Below are 17,699 nucleotides of genomic sequence, written 5' to 3' on the forward strand. Positions count from 1 at the left end.
CCATTAGGATTTAACCGCTCCTGCAAGAGCGCCATCCACAAGGTATTTCTGTATGAACGTGTACAGAATGATCAATGGTGCAGCCACGATCGTTATTCCGCATGCAAGCAGCGGCCAGTTATTCCCGTACTGCCCTCTGAACTCTTTTAGGCCAAACGTGATCGGATAATTAGCCGGACTTGGAAGATACATGATCGGACCTACAAAGTCATTCCACACCCCAATCGCGGTCAGAATGACACCTGTTGCTATCACAGGTTTCATAAGGGGCAGAATAATTTGGAACAAGTAACGAATATATCCGGAACCGTCCATCCCTGCGGCTTCATCCAGATCTCTGCTGATCGATTTGATATAGCCCACAAACATCATGAATACAACGCCTGTGCCCGTCGTTTTCAGTAAAATATAACCGAGCTTGGTATCGTAACCGAAAAATGAAACACTCTCTTTAAAGGACAGCATTAATTTATATTGGGCTACCATCGGGTTCGGAAGGAACTGGGACAGCAAGAAGAACATATAAATGAATCCGCTCCACATGACATATCCGCGCGCAACCGGAAAAGCGGCAAACAACGAAACAATGATGGTAAGCCCCGTTGCCGCCACCGTGTAAATCAGACTGTTGGTGAAATAACCGGCAAAATTGCCCTCAGACCATGCTTGCGTGTAGTTGCCCCATTCAATGTTCTGGACGATCCCAATGGGATTGAGCAAATATTCATTAAAGGATTTAAGCGAAATGTTGAACACCAGCAGAAGCGGCACGACATACAGAATCAGAAGCAGAAATACGACGCCGTAAGAAAGAATTTGAGTTGTTTTGGAATTCTGCATCAATATTCCACCTCTCTCTTACGCGTTTGTCTGACGGCAACAACAACAAAGAGGAGAATAATCAAGAACTGTATCACGGAAAGCGCAGAAGGAAGACCCATTTCCAAGCTGCCGCGGAATGTTTCCTTGTACACGTCATATGCCATCGTTCTGGTATTAAATCGACCGTCTGTTGTTGCCAAAATGATATCAAACGTCGACATAGCCCCAATAATAGACAGCAGCATATTCACCGTGAAAGACGGTGCGATGAGAGGGAAGGTAATATGACGGAAGGATTGCCATTTGCTAGTGCCGTCAATATGACCAGCCTCATATAAATCTTTTGGAACCGACTGCAGTCCTGCCAGAAAGATCAACATGGAGTATCCCATGTACATCCAAATCTGTACGAATATAATATAGCCGAACGCATGGGTGAAACTTCCGAAGAACATATCCTGATATCCGAAAAGAACATCGTAGAGGCGGTTGACCGGTCCGTTTAACGGATCAAACATCATCCCCCAGATTAGGGCAACCACAGCTACGCCTAGTACAACCGGCAAGAAAAACACCGCACGATAGAAATAATCTCCTTTAAGGCGTTGATTGATGATCACGGCAATAAATAGAGCAACTCCATTTTGTACAATCGTAACAACGAACATGAAGATCAGGGTATTTATAATGGAGCGCCAGCGTTCGCCTGAATTTCCCGAGAAGAATAAATCCTTGTAATTATCAAGCCCGACAAATTGATAGGTGCTGCCGGGGAGGTTTTTAACGTCGGTAAAGGAGTAAATGACCGTCAATATCGAAGGTCCAAAATAAAAAACAATGTATAATGCCATGGGTATCAGCAGCAGCAATAATGGTATGAAGCGATTAAACCCTTTTCCAAATGGATACATCTCTCTCACCTCGCAAATCCCGATTCAATAAATGTCGGGGCCTGTTGCACAGACCCCGATTACAGTATGGTTCATTCTATATAGGTCTCTTTATAGTAGAAGAAATCTTTATTTAGGAGCTGCGGCTTCCCATTCTTTTTGCTGAATGTCAGCCAATTCCTTCGCTGTTTTGTAAAGACCGCCCGGAGCCAGGAATTCAGTATGAACACCCTCAGCAGCCAGATGCTCGCCGATATTCTGACGGTTGATCATCATGATTTCGTACGCCAATTCAAAGTCCCCCAGATACGGAGTAAGTTCGTTGTCGATAAAATCGCTTTCGGTTTGAATGTTATCCTGTGTTGGAATGAAACCGGCAGCCTTTACAAATGTCGTGTAGTTCTCCGGTTCGGAGAAGAACTCAAGCCATTTCAATGCTCCCTCTTTGTTCGGTCCTTTCTCGGCAGCATACCAGGTTACATCATACTTGCCGACAAAGGATGCATTCTTCGCCGCATCTTCTGTTGCAGGAAGCGGGAAGTATCCGAACTTCAGCTCTGGGTTGGCAGCTGCAATGGTTGGAGCATCCCAGGATCCATCAGCCAGCATCGCCGCTTTGCCTGTTGCAAAATAAGAAGGCGCTGTTGCATAATCAATCCCCATGAATCCGTCAATCATGTAATTGTCTTGAAGCGTCTTCATTTTTTCCAATACTTCGACTGCCTCTTCATCGTTATAAGCCGTCTCGCCTTTCCAAACACCCTCAATCCATTTCTGTTGATCTCCGCCACCCAGAATTTTGGCTTGCAGAGCGAATACAGGGAGTTTCAAAGGCCATACGTCTTTACCTGCAACAACAATCGGGGTAATGCCTTTGGCTTTCAGATCATCATTAAGCATGATGAACTCCGACCACGTTTTTGGAACGCTCAGACCATTTTGCTCGAAAATCTCTTTATTATAGAAAAGGCCGGACATGGCTACCTTGCCTGTTGGAACTGCATAGACTTTATCGTTATAAGTTCCGGCTTTTTCGATATCGTTAGCATTATAATTCTTAATGAAGGCTTGGTCCGATAAATCTGCGATCAGTCCTGTATCAATCCACTGCTGCCAATCGGGCACCTTAGCACCTGGCGTCCATTCCTGCGGAGAAAGTCTCATCCCGGACAAATCAGCCAGAACGTCCACATCGTTTGCCGTGATTCTCGCTCTCTGCGCCTGCTTAAATTCATCATCCGGTCCTGTAGTGGTATATTCCACCTTATACTCAGGGTACTTCTCTTCAAATTTCTTGTTGATCTCTTCAACTGCTTTATTGATGTTATCCTGTTTCCAGTGTAAAATTTTGATGACCTTCTTATCGCCTTTAGCCGGTGTTTCTTTATCGGCCGAATCACTGCTTCCTCCGCAAGCCGTTAGCGAGAAAGTCAAAGCACCCGCCAGAAGTACTGCTGATAATTTCTTAATCATTTCTTTACCCCCTGAAATTAATTTGCAATTCATTTATGAAACCGGATTCATTATTCCGCTTCTTTTCGTCCAGTATAGTCTTGATGCTACGAAAATTTCAGTAATCCATTTCGTAATTCAGCGAATTATACCGAAAGCGGTTTCGTAAGGCCTATTATTACTCATAACATTTTGTTTGTCAAAGCTTTTTTTAACCTCATTCAATACAATTTTTCGTCTCGTTATCATTCCGTTATTTCCCCTTGATACTCCAGCTATATAGCCGCTTCCTTCCATTGACTTAAAGTACTAAAGCGGATACACTATTTTTACGAAACAGTTTCGAATAGAGAATTATAAAAAGTTTCGAACGAATCATCTTAAACGTAAAAACAAGTTGAAAGCGGCATTTTTTATGCTGATATTTAGGTTTTTTTAACAATTATAACGAAAATCCACGAAAATTTCGGGGTGACTTGATAAACAAATAAGGGGCGTTTAGTATGGGGTTGAATATTAAAACAATCGCTAAAATGGCGGGGGTATCCGTTTCCACCGTCTCCAAGATTATTAACAACTATAGTGATGTATCCGAGGAGACCAAAGCTCGTGTGCTGGAAATCATGAAAGAAACCGGATATACCCCCTCCAACTCCGCGAAAACATTAGCCACGAAAAAATCCAATTTAATAGGCGTTATTTTTGCCGGGAAATTGAATGTGGATTTTACCCATCCTTTTTTCGTTGAGGTTCTGAATTCGTTCAAGAAACAAATGGGTGTCCTCGGTTACGACCTTCTGTTTTTTTCGAATGAAAAATTCCAGGGTGATGATGCCGACTATCTCGGAAGATGTCGTCATTATCAGGTGGACGGCTGTGTCATTATATCCGGGGAAGAAATCGAGCCCTCCATTAAGGAGCTTGATGAGAGCGACATTCCGTGTATTGGGGTCGACATTGAGCTGATCGGCGAAATGTCGGGGCACATTATGTCGGACAACTATAAAATGTCCTCGAAGGTCGTTGAACATTTCTACCTCCAAGGCTTCAGAGACTTAGGATTCATTGGGGGCAGCAAGGAATCTGAAATCTCCAACATGCGTGAGGCCGGTTATCGCAACGCTATGGAGAGCTTCGGGCTTCCTGCCCGTACGGAGTGGTTTCTGAACGGGGATGACTTTTACGAAGCAAGCGGATATAAGGCCATGACACGGTTGATCCAGGCAGGATCGCTGCCCCGTGCCATCTTTGCAGCCTCCGATCAGATTGCCATTGGGGCCATCCAGGCGCTTCAGGAGCAAGGCCTGAATGTGCCAGACAATGTTTCGATCATTGGCTGTGACGATATTGAAGCATGTAAATATACTACACCCAAGTTAACGACCATTCGTCAAAACAAAGACAAGATCGGCCGATTGGCCGCACTTATGCTCTACGACCTGATCAATAAGCAATCACCGGTCAGCTCGTTTGTTGTTGAGCCTGAGCTTATCGTACGCGAATCTTGCGGGAGCAAGACACATCACTTCGGTTACTTCTGATTGCTTGTCCAATTGGACCGACGGTCTTCCTCACCTTCCTCACCTTCCTCACCCGGAAGGCCGCCCTTCTGCTCGCTTGGACAGCACTATCTACTTTCCATCCATCTACATACTAAAAAAAGCTTAGAGCCACAGGCCCTAAGCTTTTTTTAATATGAGTATTAGAGGTCGTAGTACAGGGAGTACTCATGCGGATGAACACGGATGTTAACCGCTTTAGCTTCAGAGCGCTTGAGCTCAATGAAGTTATCGAGGAATTCCTGCGTAAACACGCCGCCCTCAGTCAAGAATTCGCTGTCTGCTTGAAGAGCATCCAAAGCCTCATCCAGGGAACCTGGTACGCTGCGGATTTCTCTCTTCTCAGCATCAGACAGTTCGTAGATGTTCTTATCGAATGGTCCGTAGCCCAGTGCCGTCGGATCGATTTTGCGCTTGATGCCATCCAGGCCAGCCATCAGCATGGCCGAGAATGCAAGGTAAGGATTCGCCGTGGAGTCCGGTGTACGGAACTCAATGCGGCAGCCTTTAGGTGTTACAGCTGCAACCGGAATCCGAACTGCTGCGGAACGATTGCCTTTGGAGTACACGAGGTTAACCGGTGCTTCATAGCCTGGAACCAGACGTTTGAAGGAGTTTGTGCTCGGATTTGTCAAAGCAATCAATGCCGGTGCATGGTACAGAATACCGCCAATGTAGTGGATAGCCGTTTCGCTCAGGTTAGCATAAGCTCCTTTTTCGTAGAACAAAGGGGTATCGCCATCGAAAATGGATTGGTGAACGTGCATGCCGCTTCCGTTATCTCCGAACAGTGGCTTCGGCATGAATGTAGCCGTTTTGCCATATTGGCGAGCCGTGTTATGCACGATGTATTTATAGATCAACAAATTGTCAGCTGTTTTCTTTAATGTGTCAAAACGGAAGTTGATTTCAGCCTGCCCTGCCGTTGCTACCTCATGGTGATGACGCTCAACCCGCAGTCCTGCCTCCTCAAGCAAACGGCACATTTCGCTGCGAATGTCCTGCTGTGTATCAATAGGTGCCACTGGAACGTATCCGCCCTTAACGCCAACTTTGAAACCAAGGTTGCCGCCTTCTTCCTTGCGGTTGGTATTCCAGTTTGCTTCCTCGGAGTCTACAAAGTAGCTGGAGCTGTTCATGGAGCTTTCGTAGCGAACATCATCGAACAGGAAAAACTCGGATTCAGGTGCGAAGAATGCTGCTGTACCGATTCCCGCCTCTTGAAGATATTGCTCAGCGCGAGCTGCGATACCGCGTGGATCACGCTCGTAAGCATCGCCCTCCGGTGTAAAGATGTTGCTCATAATGTTAAGTGTAGGATGTGCTGTAAATGGATCGATATAGCAAGATTCCGGATCTGGCATCATTACCATATCTGATTCTTCAATGCCGCGGAATCCTGGAATAGAAGATCCATCAAACGCTACCCCGTTCACGAATGTTTCTTCATCTACCTCTGAAGCCGGCAAGGTAATGTGATGCGCCCGTCCCGACAAGTCCACAAAACGAAAATCGACCCACTCAATATTGTTCTCTTTAATGGTTTGCAATACTTTCTCTACCGACATGTCTCTTCCTCCCAATTTCCGAACATTAAGACTAAAACAGCTTAACAATGTTCATAATCTTTCGATTTCTTTTCGTCATTATATGCCGGGAGATAACCTGACGTCAATACCTATGTAAGGTATTTTTAAAAATGATGTTATATATACTGACATTGAAAACCAGTTAATGTAAACGAAGCAAAAAGACACCTGCGAGCTTGCTGCAAGTGTCTACTACTATAAATAAGGGACTGGCCCAGCTATCCTCATATAGCGAACGATATGCTTAAGTCTATCAAATTCACCTATATCGATTATTATACGCGCACAAATTCAGAGGCAGGTGCTTTTGAAGTGGCAAAGCTTTTACCTACCAATGGAGCCAGTTGCTCCAAGTCTTTCAGCAGCGCGGCGAATTGATCCGGGAACAGCGATTGAACGCCATCTCCCGTCATGGAATTGTCAGGATCCGTATGCATCTCAATGATAAGACCGTCTGCTCCAGCCGCTACAGAAGCCTTGGACATCGGTTCTACGAGCTCGCGCCGGCCCGTTCCGTGACTTGGGTCCGAGATCACCGGAAGATGGCTCAACCCTTGCAGAACCGGGATGGCAGATAAATCCAATGTATTTCGGGTATACGTTTCGAATGTTCGGATTCCGCGTTCACAGAGCATAACATTCGGATTGCCGCCGGCAAGAATATATTCCGCTGCATTCAGTAACTCATCATAGGTGGCGCTAAAGCCTCTCTTGAGCAAAACCGGCTTGCCGCAGGTGCCCAGTTTGCGAAGCAAATCGAAATTCTGCATATTTCGGGTACCTACTTGAAGAATATCGGCATACTCGGCGCAAATATCAACGTATTCGGGGGTCATAACCTCTGTTATCGTCAGCAGGCCATGTTTTTGGCCCGCTTCAGCCATCATGATCAAACCCTCGACGCCAACACCCTGGAAGCTGTATGGACCCGTACGAGGCTTAAATGCGCCTCCTCTGAGCACTTGCCCACCTGCTGCCTTGACCAGCTGTGCAATCTCGTCAATCTGCTGCGCAGATTCCACTGCGCACGGTCCCCCCATGACAACCAGGTTGCCGCCGCCAATCCTGGTGCCCTTAATATCGATAACGGTATCATCCGGATGGAAATCACGGCTCGCCAGCTTGTAGGACTTGGAGATCTTGACTACGTTCTCTACACCTTTCATTTGACGAAGATGCTCCGCAAGTTTCGGATTCACGCTGCCGATAAGACCGATTACCGTCCGATCCGCCCCTCGGGATACATGAGCCTGCAGTCCTTCCTTCTCAATTTCCCCTACGATATGCTGTACTTGTTCCTCTAATATTTGATTTGAAGTGATAACGATCATTATATAACCTTCTTTCTGAATATATTCTTGTTTGTGAATGAGTTGATGCTCACTTTCGCGCTTGTTCGCTTTTAAGCTTTTATGCTTTTAACTGATAAAGTAAATATACAAAAAAAATCTCCCGTCGTCAAGCCCATTCTTCAAGCCTTCATGATCGGGAGATCTGCTCTTTCCGTTTTACAATAACGTTTTATTACGTCCTTCTGCCACTTTTCGCTTAACCAGCGGTATGACAATTCTTACGGTTGTCCCGATGCCAGCACGGCTGAACAAAGTGACCCCATATTCATTACCGTAGTGAAGCTTGATCCGTTGGTCTACATTCCGAATGCCGTATCCGGCATTGGTCAGATCCTGACCAGCTGTATTATCAAGAACTCTGCCGGGAGGGAAGCCCACGCCGTTATCAATGATTTTGAATTCCAGCACATCTTCCACTTCCAGCACTGTGGCCGTAATTCGGATATGAATATACTCCCCGGTCCATGCATGCTCCAGCACATTCTCGATAAACGGCTGCAGTATCAATTTCACCGTTTCATACCGTACCACCTCAGGCGCATAATCATAGGTAACCTGCATCCGCTCATCGTATTTGATCTTTTGAATATCAACATACGCCTGAGCCTGTTCCAATTCATTCTTCACCGAGATGATATTACGGCCATCATTCAGCGACAGACGGTAAAACTTCGCCAAATCCATCACCATGCGCTGAAGTTTATCCAGCATCCCGAACCGTGCCAAGCGGCTGATGGAAGATAGCGTATTGTATAGGAAATGCGGATTAATCTGCGCATGAAGCGACTCCAGCTCCGCTTCTTTTTTCTGCAGATCGGCGAGATACACCTCATTGATCAGTTTACCGATATTGCTGCCCATATCGTTCAGAGCAGAGGAGATGTGGGTGAACTCATCATTTCCTTTAAAAGACACCCGTTTATGGAATTCACCTTCCTGAAATGAATCAAGCACCGATACGATTTTGGACACCCTTCGACTGAAATATCTTGAGACCACGATGCTGACAACAAAAAAGATACCAATGCAAATGAGACAGATCAGATAGGTTAGATTACGTATCTTTACGGTATCTTTCTCCACAATTTGGGCAGGAACCACGGCAATGAGATCCCAGCCCAGCTGAGGAATCGGCTTGCGGATAAGCAAATCCCCGTTCTTACGGAGCTCCTTCTCTCTAAAGACGTTGGTCTGCTTGCCGCCCGATGACAGGACCACGCGTCCTTGGGAATCCGATAAATACAACGCTGTGCCATCGCCGATCTTGTTGTAATCCATGCTTTCGAACAAATCTGTCATGCTGACATTAATCCGCATGAATCCGATCTCCTGCGGTTTAATGGTCGTACTGATATCGACCAGTCTCCGCAGCAATGAGATACGGCCGTTGCTCGCATCATCCTCAATCTGTTTCCACTGGAGTGTCACTCCGTAATTCTCTTCCTTGGGATATAATTTATACCAGGTCCTGTTCTCAAGCCGCTCATATTGATAAATATCGAATAGACGTTTGTTAGAGTCGAGCGGATCCGAATACGCGTAACTGTCATAGATCTCCCTAAGATCGTCATTGCGCAGATAGATCGACAGCCAAATCCTCCGATTCGCTGTGCTCACCGCTGTCTCCAGCTTCGGAATGAGCACATTGATCGTTGTATCGTAGCTTACCCAGGCGCTTTCTGTATATCGCAGCCGGCTGTTAAAGGTCGTATCGAAATACAGCATGTCTGATATTCGAATCATATCCTCCATCTTGTAAGAAATATTCTCGCTCATTTGATGAAGTGTTCCCTGGATGTTGTTGTACGTCTGCTCACGAGTTGACTTAACGAAGACTTGATTCGCGATTTGACCCACAAGCAATACCGGTATAATGATGAACACACAGTACGAAATCATCAACTTGTAACCGAATGGTATCTTGACCCGTATTCGTTCGAATTTCCCCGCCATAACATGCATGACCCCACATCTAATCTGTATTTTGCAAGTTAAGAGTGCTTGCGCCGGTATTCCAAGGGTGTCATTCCGTACATTTCCTTAAACTGCCGACTGAAATAAGGTAAATATTGATACCCGGTCTGTGACGCAATTTCGTATATTTTCAGCTTAGTTGTCTTGAGCAGGTCTCTCGCACGCTCCATGCGGAGTTTAATCACATAATCGCTGAAGTTATGCCCGGTTTCTTCTTTGAAGAGTACCCCGAGATAATTCGGTGAGAAAGAAAAACGGTTTGCCATATCTCGCAGTGTAATGTTCTCATGCATGCGCGCCTGAATATTCTCAATAATCTCTTCGACCAAGCGTCCATTCTTGGTTGATTTTCGGTTTTTGAGCATTTCCGATATTTCCATTGCCTTCATGCGCAGCCATGAGAAAATATCATCCATCGTTTCAAAGTGCAGCAAAATATCAAAATTCTTGAGCTCCAAGCCTGCCATTCGGTACAATTCTTCATTAATCGTCTGAAGATGACCTTCCAGCTTTACCATGATATACACAGCTAAATTGCGTATCGTGAACTTGGAACGTATATTGGAAGCAAGTAATTGAATCGCTTCCAACTCATCATAGATACGAACAATATCATACTCTGTCATGGCTGTAAACAATGCATCGAAGCGGATATCGAGACTTTTTACATCTTCACGATCTTCGGTAGGCACCTCGCTGTACAGAATCCATCTGCCTTTGCCCCGAAACATCTTATAGTCCAGGGCAGCTAAAGCCTCCTGATAGGATGTATGGAGATCCTCCAGCTTGTGGACGGCCTTACCTTCCCCTACAGTCATGGTATAGGCGCATTCTTGCTTCAATTCTTCCAGAAGGGACTGAATCTCCGCTTTGCCTCGGCCACCGCTAAGCAGCACGGCTGTCCGCTGATCGTTCACCTTGCATATATGCTCAAAGCCGTTCGCGTCGAGAAGTTTATGTAATCTTGCAAAGTAGTTCTCCACAACACTAAGCTTTTCCTCGGAATCGAGCGAGCTGTTGCGCCATGTACTTACATTATCAAGTTCCAGCAAAATGACGCACACCGGCCAATGAAGCTCTGTAAAACGGTACTCCCGCTTGATGATATCCAGTATCGCGCCATCGTAAGGCTTCTGAAGAATTTGCAGCAAGTATTGATTTTTGAGGATAGGGATCATCTGCTGATAGGCCTGCTCCGTCTCCTTGCGTTCATGAAGGCGATCGAGCTCAAGTTTCACTTTTGTCAGGGCATCGATCAGTTCCTGATCTTCCATCGGCTTCAAAACATAACTGCACGCGTTCAAAGCGATAGCCTGCTTCACGTAACCAAAGTCCTGGTAACCGCTTACGAAGATAATCCGAAGTTCCTCCTGCAATTTCAGCGCCCGCTGTGCAAGCTCCAGCCCAGTCATATTGGGCATGCGGACATCGGTAACGAGGATGTCGATCTTCTCCCTCTCGAGAACCTCATAGGCGGCGAAGCCATTATTGACCGAGTCTATCACTTTCATTCCGAGATTCTCCCATGGAATAAAGCTCTTCATGCCCTCTAGGTCCAGTATTTCATCGTCTGCCAGCAGCACTTTATACACAGGTTACCATCTCCCCTATAAATTCCGATAAGGGTATACTGCATCAGCAGCATACCCTTCTTGGTTTAAGTAAAGATTATTATTGGCCTTTCATTTTTGTAACGTTTTCTTGCCATTTCGTTGTTTTGAATGCAAGAAGTTTATCGTATCCAGCAGATTGTGCATCCGCTTCAGCCTTGTCGAGGATAGCCAATACTTCTGCATCATCCTTCGCATACAGGGCTTTCGCTCTGGATTCTGTAAAGATATCTTCTACACGCTGACGGATAATTCCTTCCTCGCTGTCCGGAGCCGGATCGAGGTTGATGTATTCCGTAGCATTCGCTTGGGTTTTCCAAGTGATTTCATACTGCCAACGAGTGGACCAGTTGCGCTGCTCTTCTGGCAATGTACTCTCGTATTTTGCTTTTGCTGTATCAATAAAGACCGTGTTACCATTCCAGTGCAGGTTCGTTGTGATTGCTTGAAGTTTGTTAAGACCGGCTGCATCAGATACATATTTCTCCGTGAATTTAGGTGTCACGCCGTCTTCTTCAAAGCCATCCCAATATCCTCCTGGAGGGCCCCACATCAAAACGCTTTGTCCTTCAGGACCTGTGTACCAATCCAGGAAAGCAAAGATAGCTTCTGGATCTTTAGCGGACTTCGTAATTACGCTTACGTTCCAACCCAATTGAGTATAAGTACCAGGGAAGATTTTGTTCTTGTCGAGGCCTTCTTTGTGAATCGGCCAGATCATGAAGTATCCTCCGTTTGGATCTTTTGCTGCCAACTCTGCATGAGCGTTCATTGCATTTTCAGTCGGGCTTGATGCAGCGTATACTGCAACGCGTCCAGTGTTCACTTTCTCTTTAACCTGGTCAACCGTTTGAGTCATAGCATCCTGAGAAATCAATTTCTCACGGAACAGCTTCGCAGAATACTGCATCGACTCACGGAAGATTGGATCCGTAAAGATAGAAGTCAGCTTATCGCCGTTAGGTACGCCGCGGATGCTGATCCAGCGAGTTAGAGCATTTTCAGCAAAAGCGGAATACAGAACTTCAATGCCTTGACCTTGAACGTGTGGTTCAAACGGAACAACTTTATCGCCATACTTGGCTTTTACTGCTTTCAGGTATTCATACAAATCATCTGTGGTTTCCAGTTTAGGAGAACCCAGCTCTGTGTAAATTTGTTTATTAATAACATACCCTGCATTACCATTCGGCTGGTTTGTATACCAGTTCGGGAACTGATACAGTTTACCGTCAGGGGAACGAAGCATGTTCAGACCTTCTTCACCCATCCATTCTTTCAGGTTAGGATATTTATCGAGATATTCATCATAAGGCACAAGCATGTCAGCTTGACGCAGCTTCTCTACATCCGGTCCACGGTCCATCCACATGACATCCGGAAGCTGAGTGGAAGCAATCATGGTGTTGAATTTTTGCTGCGCGTTACCTTGCGAATGAATGGCGTTTACGGTTACTTTCTTATTCTCTTTAATCCATTTCGAAGATTCGTCTTGCCCCCATGGAGGCATGGTATACTCGTTATAATGACCGTAGAAACTGAACTCCAGTGGAGTTTCGCCAAGTACAAACTTGCCTGCTTCTTCTGTTGGAGGCGTGCTAGTTCCACCTTTGTCCGCAGGAGCTGGGTCAGCAGTTTTCGCTCCGCCGCCGCATGCCGAAAGCATGAGCGCTGCAGTCAGCAAGGCCGTCATCGATGTGGTCAGCGATTTCTTTCTCAACCTCATTCTCTAATTTCCCCTTTCGTCTTTACACTTGATATTTATGTCCAAAGCTCATGCTTCAAACAACACGCGTTATCTCTTCCTACTCTTTCAGGGAACCTACCAGAACACCCTTAACGAAGTGCTTCTGGACAAATGGATACACCATAATAATCGGAAGCGTTGCCACCATCATAGTTGCCATGGACAGCGATTTAGAAGTTACACTCTGCATCCGCGAGAGAACGGCTTGAGAAGCCGAATCCAGGTTGCTCATCTGTTCAGACATAATATTAGAACTCAATATTTGGCGAAGCATGGTCTGAATGGGCAGCAGGTTCTCGTTATTGATATAAATACTTGGCAAGAACCATTCATTCCAATGGGAAACTGCCGTAAATAACGATAATGTTGCGATAACCGGACCGGACAGCGGGAGAATGATTTTGAAGAAAATACCCCAGTTGCCGCAGCCATCAATCTTGGCGGATTCCTCAAGACCATTCGGAAGACCGTTGAAGAAAGTCCGGAAGATGATCATGTTCCACACGCTTACCAAGCCCGGAATAATGAACACCCAGAAGGAGTCCATCAGACCCAAACCACGAACGAGCATAAAGGTTGGGATCAAGCCGCCGCCAAAATACATCGTAATGATACACATAATCATGTAGTACTTGCGGCCAATCAATTCGCTCTTGGTCATCCCGTAAGCAAAGATGGATGTTACGAGTATGGAGGAGATGGTTCCGATCACGGTACGAAGCACCGAAATCTTGAAACCATTCAGCAGCCTGGTATCCTGAAACACGATCCCGTAATTCTCCAATGTAAAGTCCCGGGGCCAAAAGGTAACGCCACCCATTGCTGTATCTGAACCCGAGTTAAATGAAATGACAAGTCCGTTCCAAAACGGATAAAAAGTTACAAAGGCCAATAATGCCAGAAAGATATATATGATAACCATCATCACTTTGTCACCGAATGCTAACCGTACCAAAACTACCGACTCCCTTCATCACAATGTTCTCTTACCATAAGCTGTTACCTGATTTACGTGCGATCAAGTTGGCAATCGTCAGAAGCATGACGCTGATTACCGCTTTAAACAAGCCTACAGCCGTTGCATATGAGAATCGGGAATTTTCAATACCTATTCGATAAACATACGTGTCGATAACGTCGGAAACCTCTCGCAATACCGGGTTCTTCGCCAAGAGCAAGATTTCTTCGAAACCTGCAGTAAGCAAGTTACCAACGGCAAGAATCATGAAAATACTTACAACCGGCATAATCGAGGGAAGCGTAATCGTAAAGATCTGTCTGAACTTGCTTGCACCATCCATGTCAGCAGCTTCGTACATATGCGGGTCAACCCCGGCCACAGCTGCCAAGTATACGATGGAGGAGAACCCGATTTCTTTCCAAATCCCTGTCGTTACGAGAATTGTCCAGAAGTATTCCGGAATGGACAGGAAGTTGAGCGGTTCCTCAATCAAATTCAGCTTCTGAAGCAAAATATTTACGCTGCCGTTATCCGTTGACAAGAGAGAAATCGCAAAGCCTGAAACGATAACCCAAGACAGGAAGTGCGGCAGATAACTGACCGTTTGCACGAGTCTTTTGAAGAACATATGCCGGACTTCGTTCAGCATAAGTGCAAGCAGAATCGGTGCAGGGAATCCAATGAGAAACTTGAGCAAACTGATTACGATCGTATTTCTCATGACCGTCATAAACTCTGGTGATTCAAAGAACATTTCGAAATGTTTGAATCCTGCCCAAGGGCTGTCACCCATGCCTTTAAAAATGTTAAAATCCTGAAAAGCCATCAAAATACCGTACATCGGTATATAGCTAAACACAAAAATGAGTGCGAGTGCAGGAAGCACCATTAACTGAATATCCCATTGTTTAGCAAAGCGAATTAACAAGCTGTCCTTCTTCCGTTTTGGAACAGGTTCCTGTTCTACGGATATTTGCGCCATATCCAACCCCCCGTGTGTTCTATGCCATGAAGTTTATCTGATGTCTAACATTGTAGTTTAAACTATCAAATATAAACATTTGCCTATTCAACGAAAAATGATATTATTCAATCGAAAAGTGAAACGCTTACACAACATGGAATATTGCTTTCTTATGTAAAGTGAGAGATATGGCTTTTAGAAAAATTACAGTTTCCACCTTTTAATCCTATGATTTGTAAAAAATATTTCTGAAATTAAACATGAAAAGACCCATCGCAAGCAGTACCTGCGATGGGTCTTAATTGAGCATATAAATGGCAATTCTTATGACTTACTCTTCACCCGAACCGGGGGAAGCAGCTTGCTCATATTCACCGTGCGTTTGATTTCCCAAGTATCCGGCTTATCGTGTTCATACTGTTCCAAATAAGCGATGACTTCCTTGGTAATTGGAGTCGGTGTTGATGCCCCTGATGTAACTGCCACTTTGCCTACTCCTTCAAGCCATTCGCGTTTCAGTTCCGTCACATCCCCGATACGGTAAGCGGGAACGCCTGCAATCTCTTCAGACACCTGGGCAAGCCGGTTCGAGTTATTGCTCCGCGGATCTCCAACCACAATAACCAAATCCGACTGTCCCGCTTGCTCGGCTACAGCTTCCTGCCGCACTTGCGTGGCAAGACAGATCTCGTTATGAATCTCTGCTCCCGGAAATTTATCCAGCAGACTCTTCATAATATGCTTGATATCCCACTGGCTCATCGTAGTCTGATTCGTAATGGTGATTCGGGATGACTTCACCTGCAGCTGCTCGATCTCTTCCTCGTTCTCGATAAGATGCACATGATCCGGCGCGATGCCAATGGCACCTTCCGGCTCCGGATGACCCTTCTTGCCGATATAAATGATTTCATACCCGTCGGCTACCTTTTCCCGGATTAAATCATGGGTTTTGGTAACATCCGGACAAGTGGCGTCCAGTGTCGTTAATCCTTTGTCCCGTGCAAGCTTGCGTACTTCCGGAGAGACCCCGTGCGCGGTAAAAATAACGGTGCCGCTCTCCACCTGACTCAGGATTTCCATCCGATTCGGACCGTCCAGGGTAATGATGCCTTCATCCTCAAAGGATTGCGTTACATGACTGTTGTGAACAATCATGCCCAATATATAAATAGGCCGAGGAAGATCCAAATTCTGGGCCGCCTGACGTGCCAATACCATGGCATCAACGACTCCATAACAATAACCTCTCGGTGATATTCTCAAGACTTCGATGATCCTCACCTGCTTTCCCTTGTAATACGTAAACGATCTAGTCTATTATAACCTATTCCAGAGGAGGAGCAAATACGACGGGCAGCCAGACGATAAAGGTACTGCCTTCCCCTCTTCGGGTTACAACCTCCACAGACCCCTTATGCTCATCAATGATCCACTTGGCAATGGAGAGTCCAAGTCCGGTCCCGCTCGTGATGCCTCTGGATTGATCCGCACGGTAGAAACGTTCGAATATGAACGGAACCTCGTCCTTATCCATACCGATTCCCGTATCCGAAATTCGAAGCCCGACCTGTCCCTTGTACAGGACAACATCCAGGCTCACCTCGCCCTCCGGCGTGTACTTGAATGCATTCTCAATGAATATGAACAGCATCTGCTGTAAATAATCCTTGTTGCCTTCCACGTAAACACCATTCAGAACGGACAGTTCGCCCACATGCCACTCTGCCGTTTTCTCCAGGAAATGAGCCCGCCTTGCGACCTCTTCAACCAACGGCTGGAGTGGTACGGGATCCAGCTCGAAGGTCTGGCCGGTATCGGCTCTTGCCAGAGACAGCATATCGTTCACCAGCCGGCTCATCCGCTTGGCTTCATCCGATATATCTCCCACCGCTTCGAATGAGATCTGCTTGATCGTGGCTTCGTCCATATCCGCTCTTTCGCCGGGTGCTACCTCCCACATTTTTTGCAGCAGATCCACATTCCCCCGAATGGTTGTCAATGGAGTTCTAAGCTCATGGGAAGCATCCGATACAAAACGGCGCTGTGCGGCGTAGGCATCCTCAAGCTCTTTGTAGAACCCCTCCGTCCTCTCAAGCATCCCGTTAAAGGTACCAATCAGCTGCCCGATCTCGTCCTGCGGCCCGTCGTATTCGATTCGAACGCTAAGGTCCGTGCCCTTCTGGATCTGCTCCGCCGCCTCGGTGACCTTGCCGATCGGTTTCATGGATTTGCGAGCCAGGAACAGTCCCAAGGTTGATGCAATCACAAGTGTGGCTGCCGAACCCATGATCAGGATGGATTGGAGCCGGTCCAGGGTTTGTTCAATGGTACGCGTGTTAGCACCGACTTGTATCCACCCAAACAATTTCCCTGAATTTGTCTCTACAACACGATTTTCAAATACCAAAAACGAATTACCGTTCACGGTAACACGCTTAAACGCTTGTTTTGAATTTAAAGCCTTCTCTACAGAAGGGACGTCAAATTGAATGCCGCTAAAAGCCATATTTTGAGATTGCCATAGTTTACCATTATAAAATGTATAGGTCTGTACATACAGATCTGCTTCTTCCAAGCTGATAGCCGAGGATCTATTAGGCAGAACCTCCACCGCCCCTTGCGTGAAACCAATTTTGTCAGCCTGCTGCTCAATACGCTGCTTTAACTCCTCATACGTATACAAATGGACAAAGCCATACACCGCCGAGCTGAAAATCAGCAGTGTCACAAATAAGATGCCGGTATACCACGCTGTCAGTCTTAACCGAATGGACAT

At 46.0% G+C, this 17,699-nt stretch carries 13 protein-coding genes; 1 reads left to right on the forward strand and 12 read right to left on the reverse strand.

Features of this window, described 5'->3' with window-relative positions; genetic code table 11:
• Positions 1-3: 3 nt before the first annotated feature.
• The 3 genes from M2277_RS04880 to M2277_RS04890 form a co-directional block, all read right to left on the reverse strand.
• The gene (locus M2277_RS04880; protein WP_006212184.1) at positions 4-840 is read right to left on the reverse strand and encodes a carbohydrate ABC transporter permease; all 837 of its coding nucleotides are present in this window, start codon (positions 838-840) and stop codon (positions 4-6) included.
• Positions 840-1,733, reverse strand: coding sequence for a carbohydrate ABC transporter permease (locus tag M2277_RS04885; protein ID WP_006212185.1), 894 nt, complete (start codon positions 1,731-1,733; stop codon positions 840-842). Before M2277_RS04885 ends, M2277_RS04880 begins: the two co-directional genes overlap by 1 nt.
• A gap of 108 nt (positions 1,734-1,841) precedes the next feature.
• Positions 1,842-3,185 (reverse strand): ABC transporter substrate-binding protein, encoded by a 1,344-nt coding sequence (locus tag M2277_RS04890; RefSeq protein ID WP_148246612.1) that lies wholly within the window; start codon positions 3,183-3,185, stop codon positions 1,842-1,844.
• A gap of 482 nt (positions 3,186-3,667) precedes the next feature.
• Here M2277_RS04890 and M2277_RS04895 point away from each other — a divergent pair, with 482 nt between their 5' ends.
• The gene (locus M2277_RS04895) at positions 3,668-4,705 is read left to right on the forward strand and encodes a LacI family DNA-binding transcriptional regulator (RefSeq protein WP_172963910.1); all 1,038 of its coding nucleotides are present in this window, start codon (positions 3,668-3,670) and stop codon (positions 4,703-4,705) included.
• A gap of 161 nt (positions 4,706-4,866) precedes the next feature.
• On the opposite strand, the gene glnA is transcribed toward M2277_RS04895, so the two are convergent.
• The 9 genes from glnA to M2277_RS04940 all read right to left on the reverse strand — a co-directional run bounded on the left by glnA (position 4,867) and on the right by M2277_RS04940 (position 17,699).
• The gene (gene glnA / locus M2277_RS04900) at positions 4,867-6,291 is read right to left on the reverse strand and encodes a type I glutamate--ammonia ligase (RefSeq protein WP_006212186.1); all 1,425 of its coding nucleotides are present in this window, start codon (positions 6,289-6,291) and stop codon (positions 4,867-4,869) included.
• A 296-nt stretch (positions 6,292-6,587) separates the two neighbouring features.
• A complete protein-coding gene (gene aroF / locus M2277_RS04905) occupies positions 6,588-7,643 on the reverse strand; it encodes a 3-deoxy-7-phosphoheptulonate synthase (protein WP_036639642.1) in 1,056 nt (351 codons plus the stop codon).
• Between the two features lie 177 nt (positions 7,644-7,820).
• Positions 7,821-9,617, reverse strand: a complete 1,797-nt coding sequence (locus M2277_RS04910) for a sensor histidine kinase (protein WP_006212188.1) — start codon at positions 9,615-9,617, stop codon at positions 7,821-7,823.
• 38 nt (positions 9,618-9,655) lie between these two features.
• Positions 9,656-11,230: a helix-turn-helix domain-containing protein gene (locus M2277_RS04915; RefSeq protein WP_006212189.1), complete on the reverse strand. Its 1,575-nt coding sequence runs from the start codon at positions 11,228-11,230 to the stop codon at positions 9,656-9,658.
• Between the two features lie 79 nt (positions 11,231-11,309).
• Positions 11,310-12,974 carry an extracellular solute-binding protein gene (locus M2277_RS04920; protein ID WP_063480419.1) on the reverse strand — a complete coding sequence of 555 codons (1,665 nt, stop codon included), beginning with the start codon at positions 12,972-12,974 and terminating at the stop codon, positions 11,310-11,312.
• A gap of 79 nt (positions 12,975-13,053) precedes the next feature.
• On the reverse strand, positions 13,054-13,950 hold the full coding sequence (locus M2277_RS04925) for a carbohydrate ABC transporter permease (RefSeq protein WP_063480420.1): 897 nt from the start codon (positions 13,948-13,950) through the stop codon (positions 13,054-13,056).
• Positions 13,951-13,981: 31 nt separating this feature from the next.
• Positions 13,982-14,938 carry an ABC transporter permease gene (locus M2277_RS04930; protein ID WP_280754280.1) on the reverse strand — a complete coding sequence of 319 codons (957 nt, stop codon included), beginning with the start codon at positions 14,936-14,938 and terminating at the stop codon, positions 13,982-13,984.
• Between the two features lie 306 nt (positions 14,939-15,244).
• Positions 15,245-16,195, reverse strand: a complete 951-nt coding sequence (locus M2277_RS04935; protein WP_040680968.1) for a 4-hydroxy-3-methylbut-2-enyl diphosphate reductase — start codon at positions 16,193-16,195, stop codon at positions 15,245-15,247.
• Between the two features lie 52 nt (positions 16,196-16,247).
• Positions 16,248-17,699, reverse strand: a complete 1,452-nt coding sequence (locus M2277_RS04940; RefSeq protein WP_006212194.1) for a sensor histidine kinase — start codon at positions 17,697-17,699, stop codon at positions 16,248-16,250.

It is taken from the genome of Paenibacillus sp. LBL (assembly GCF_029893715.1).
In the GTDB taxonomy this organism is placed as follows: Bacteria; Bacillota; Bacilli; order Paenibacillales; family Paenibacillaceae; genus Paenibacillus_AQ; species Paenibacillus_AQ glucanolyticus.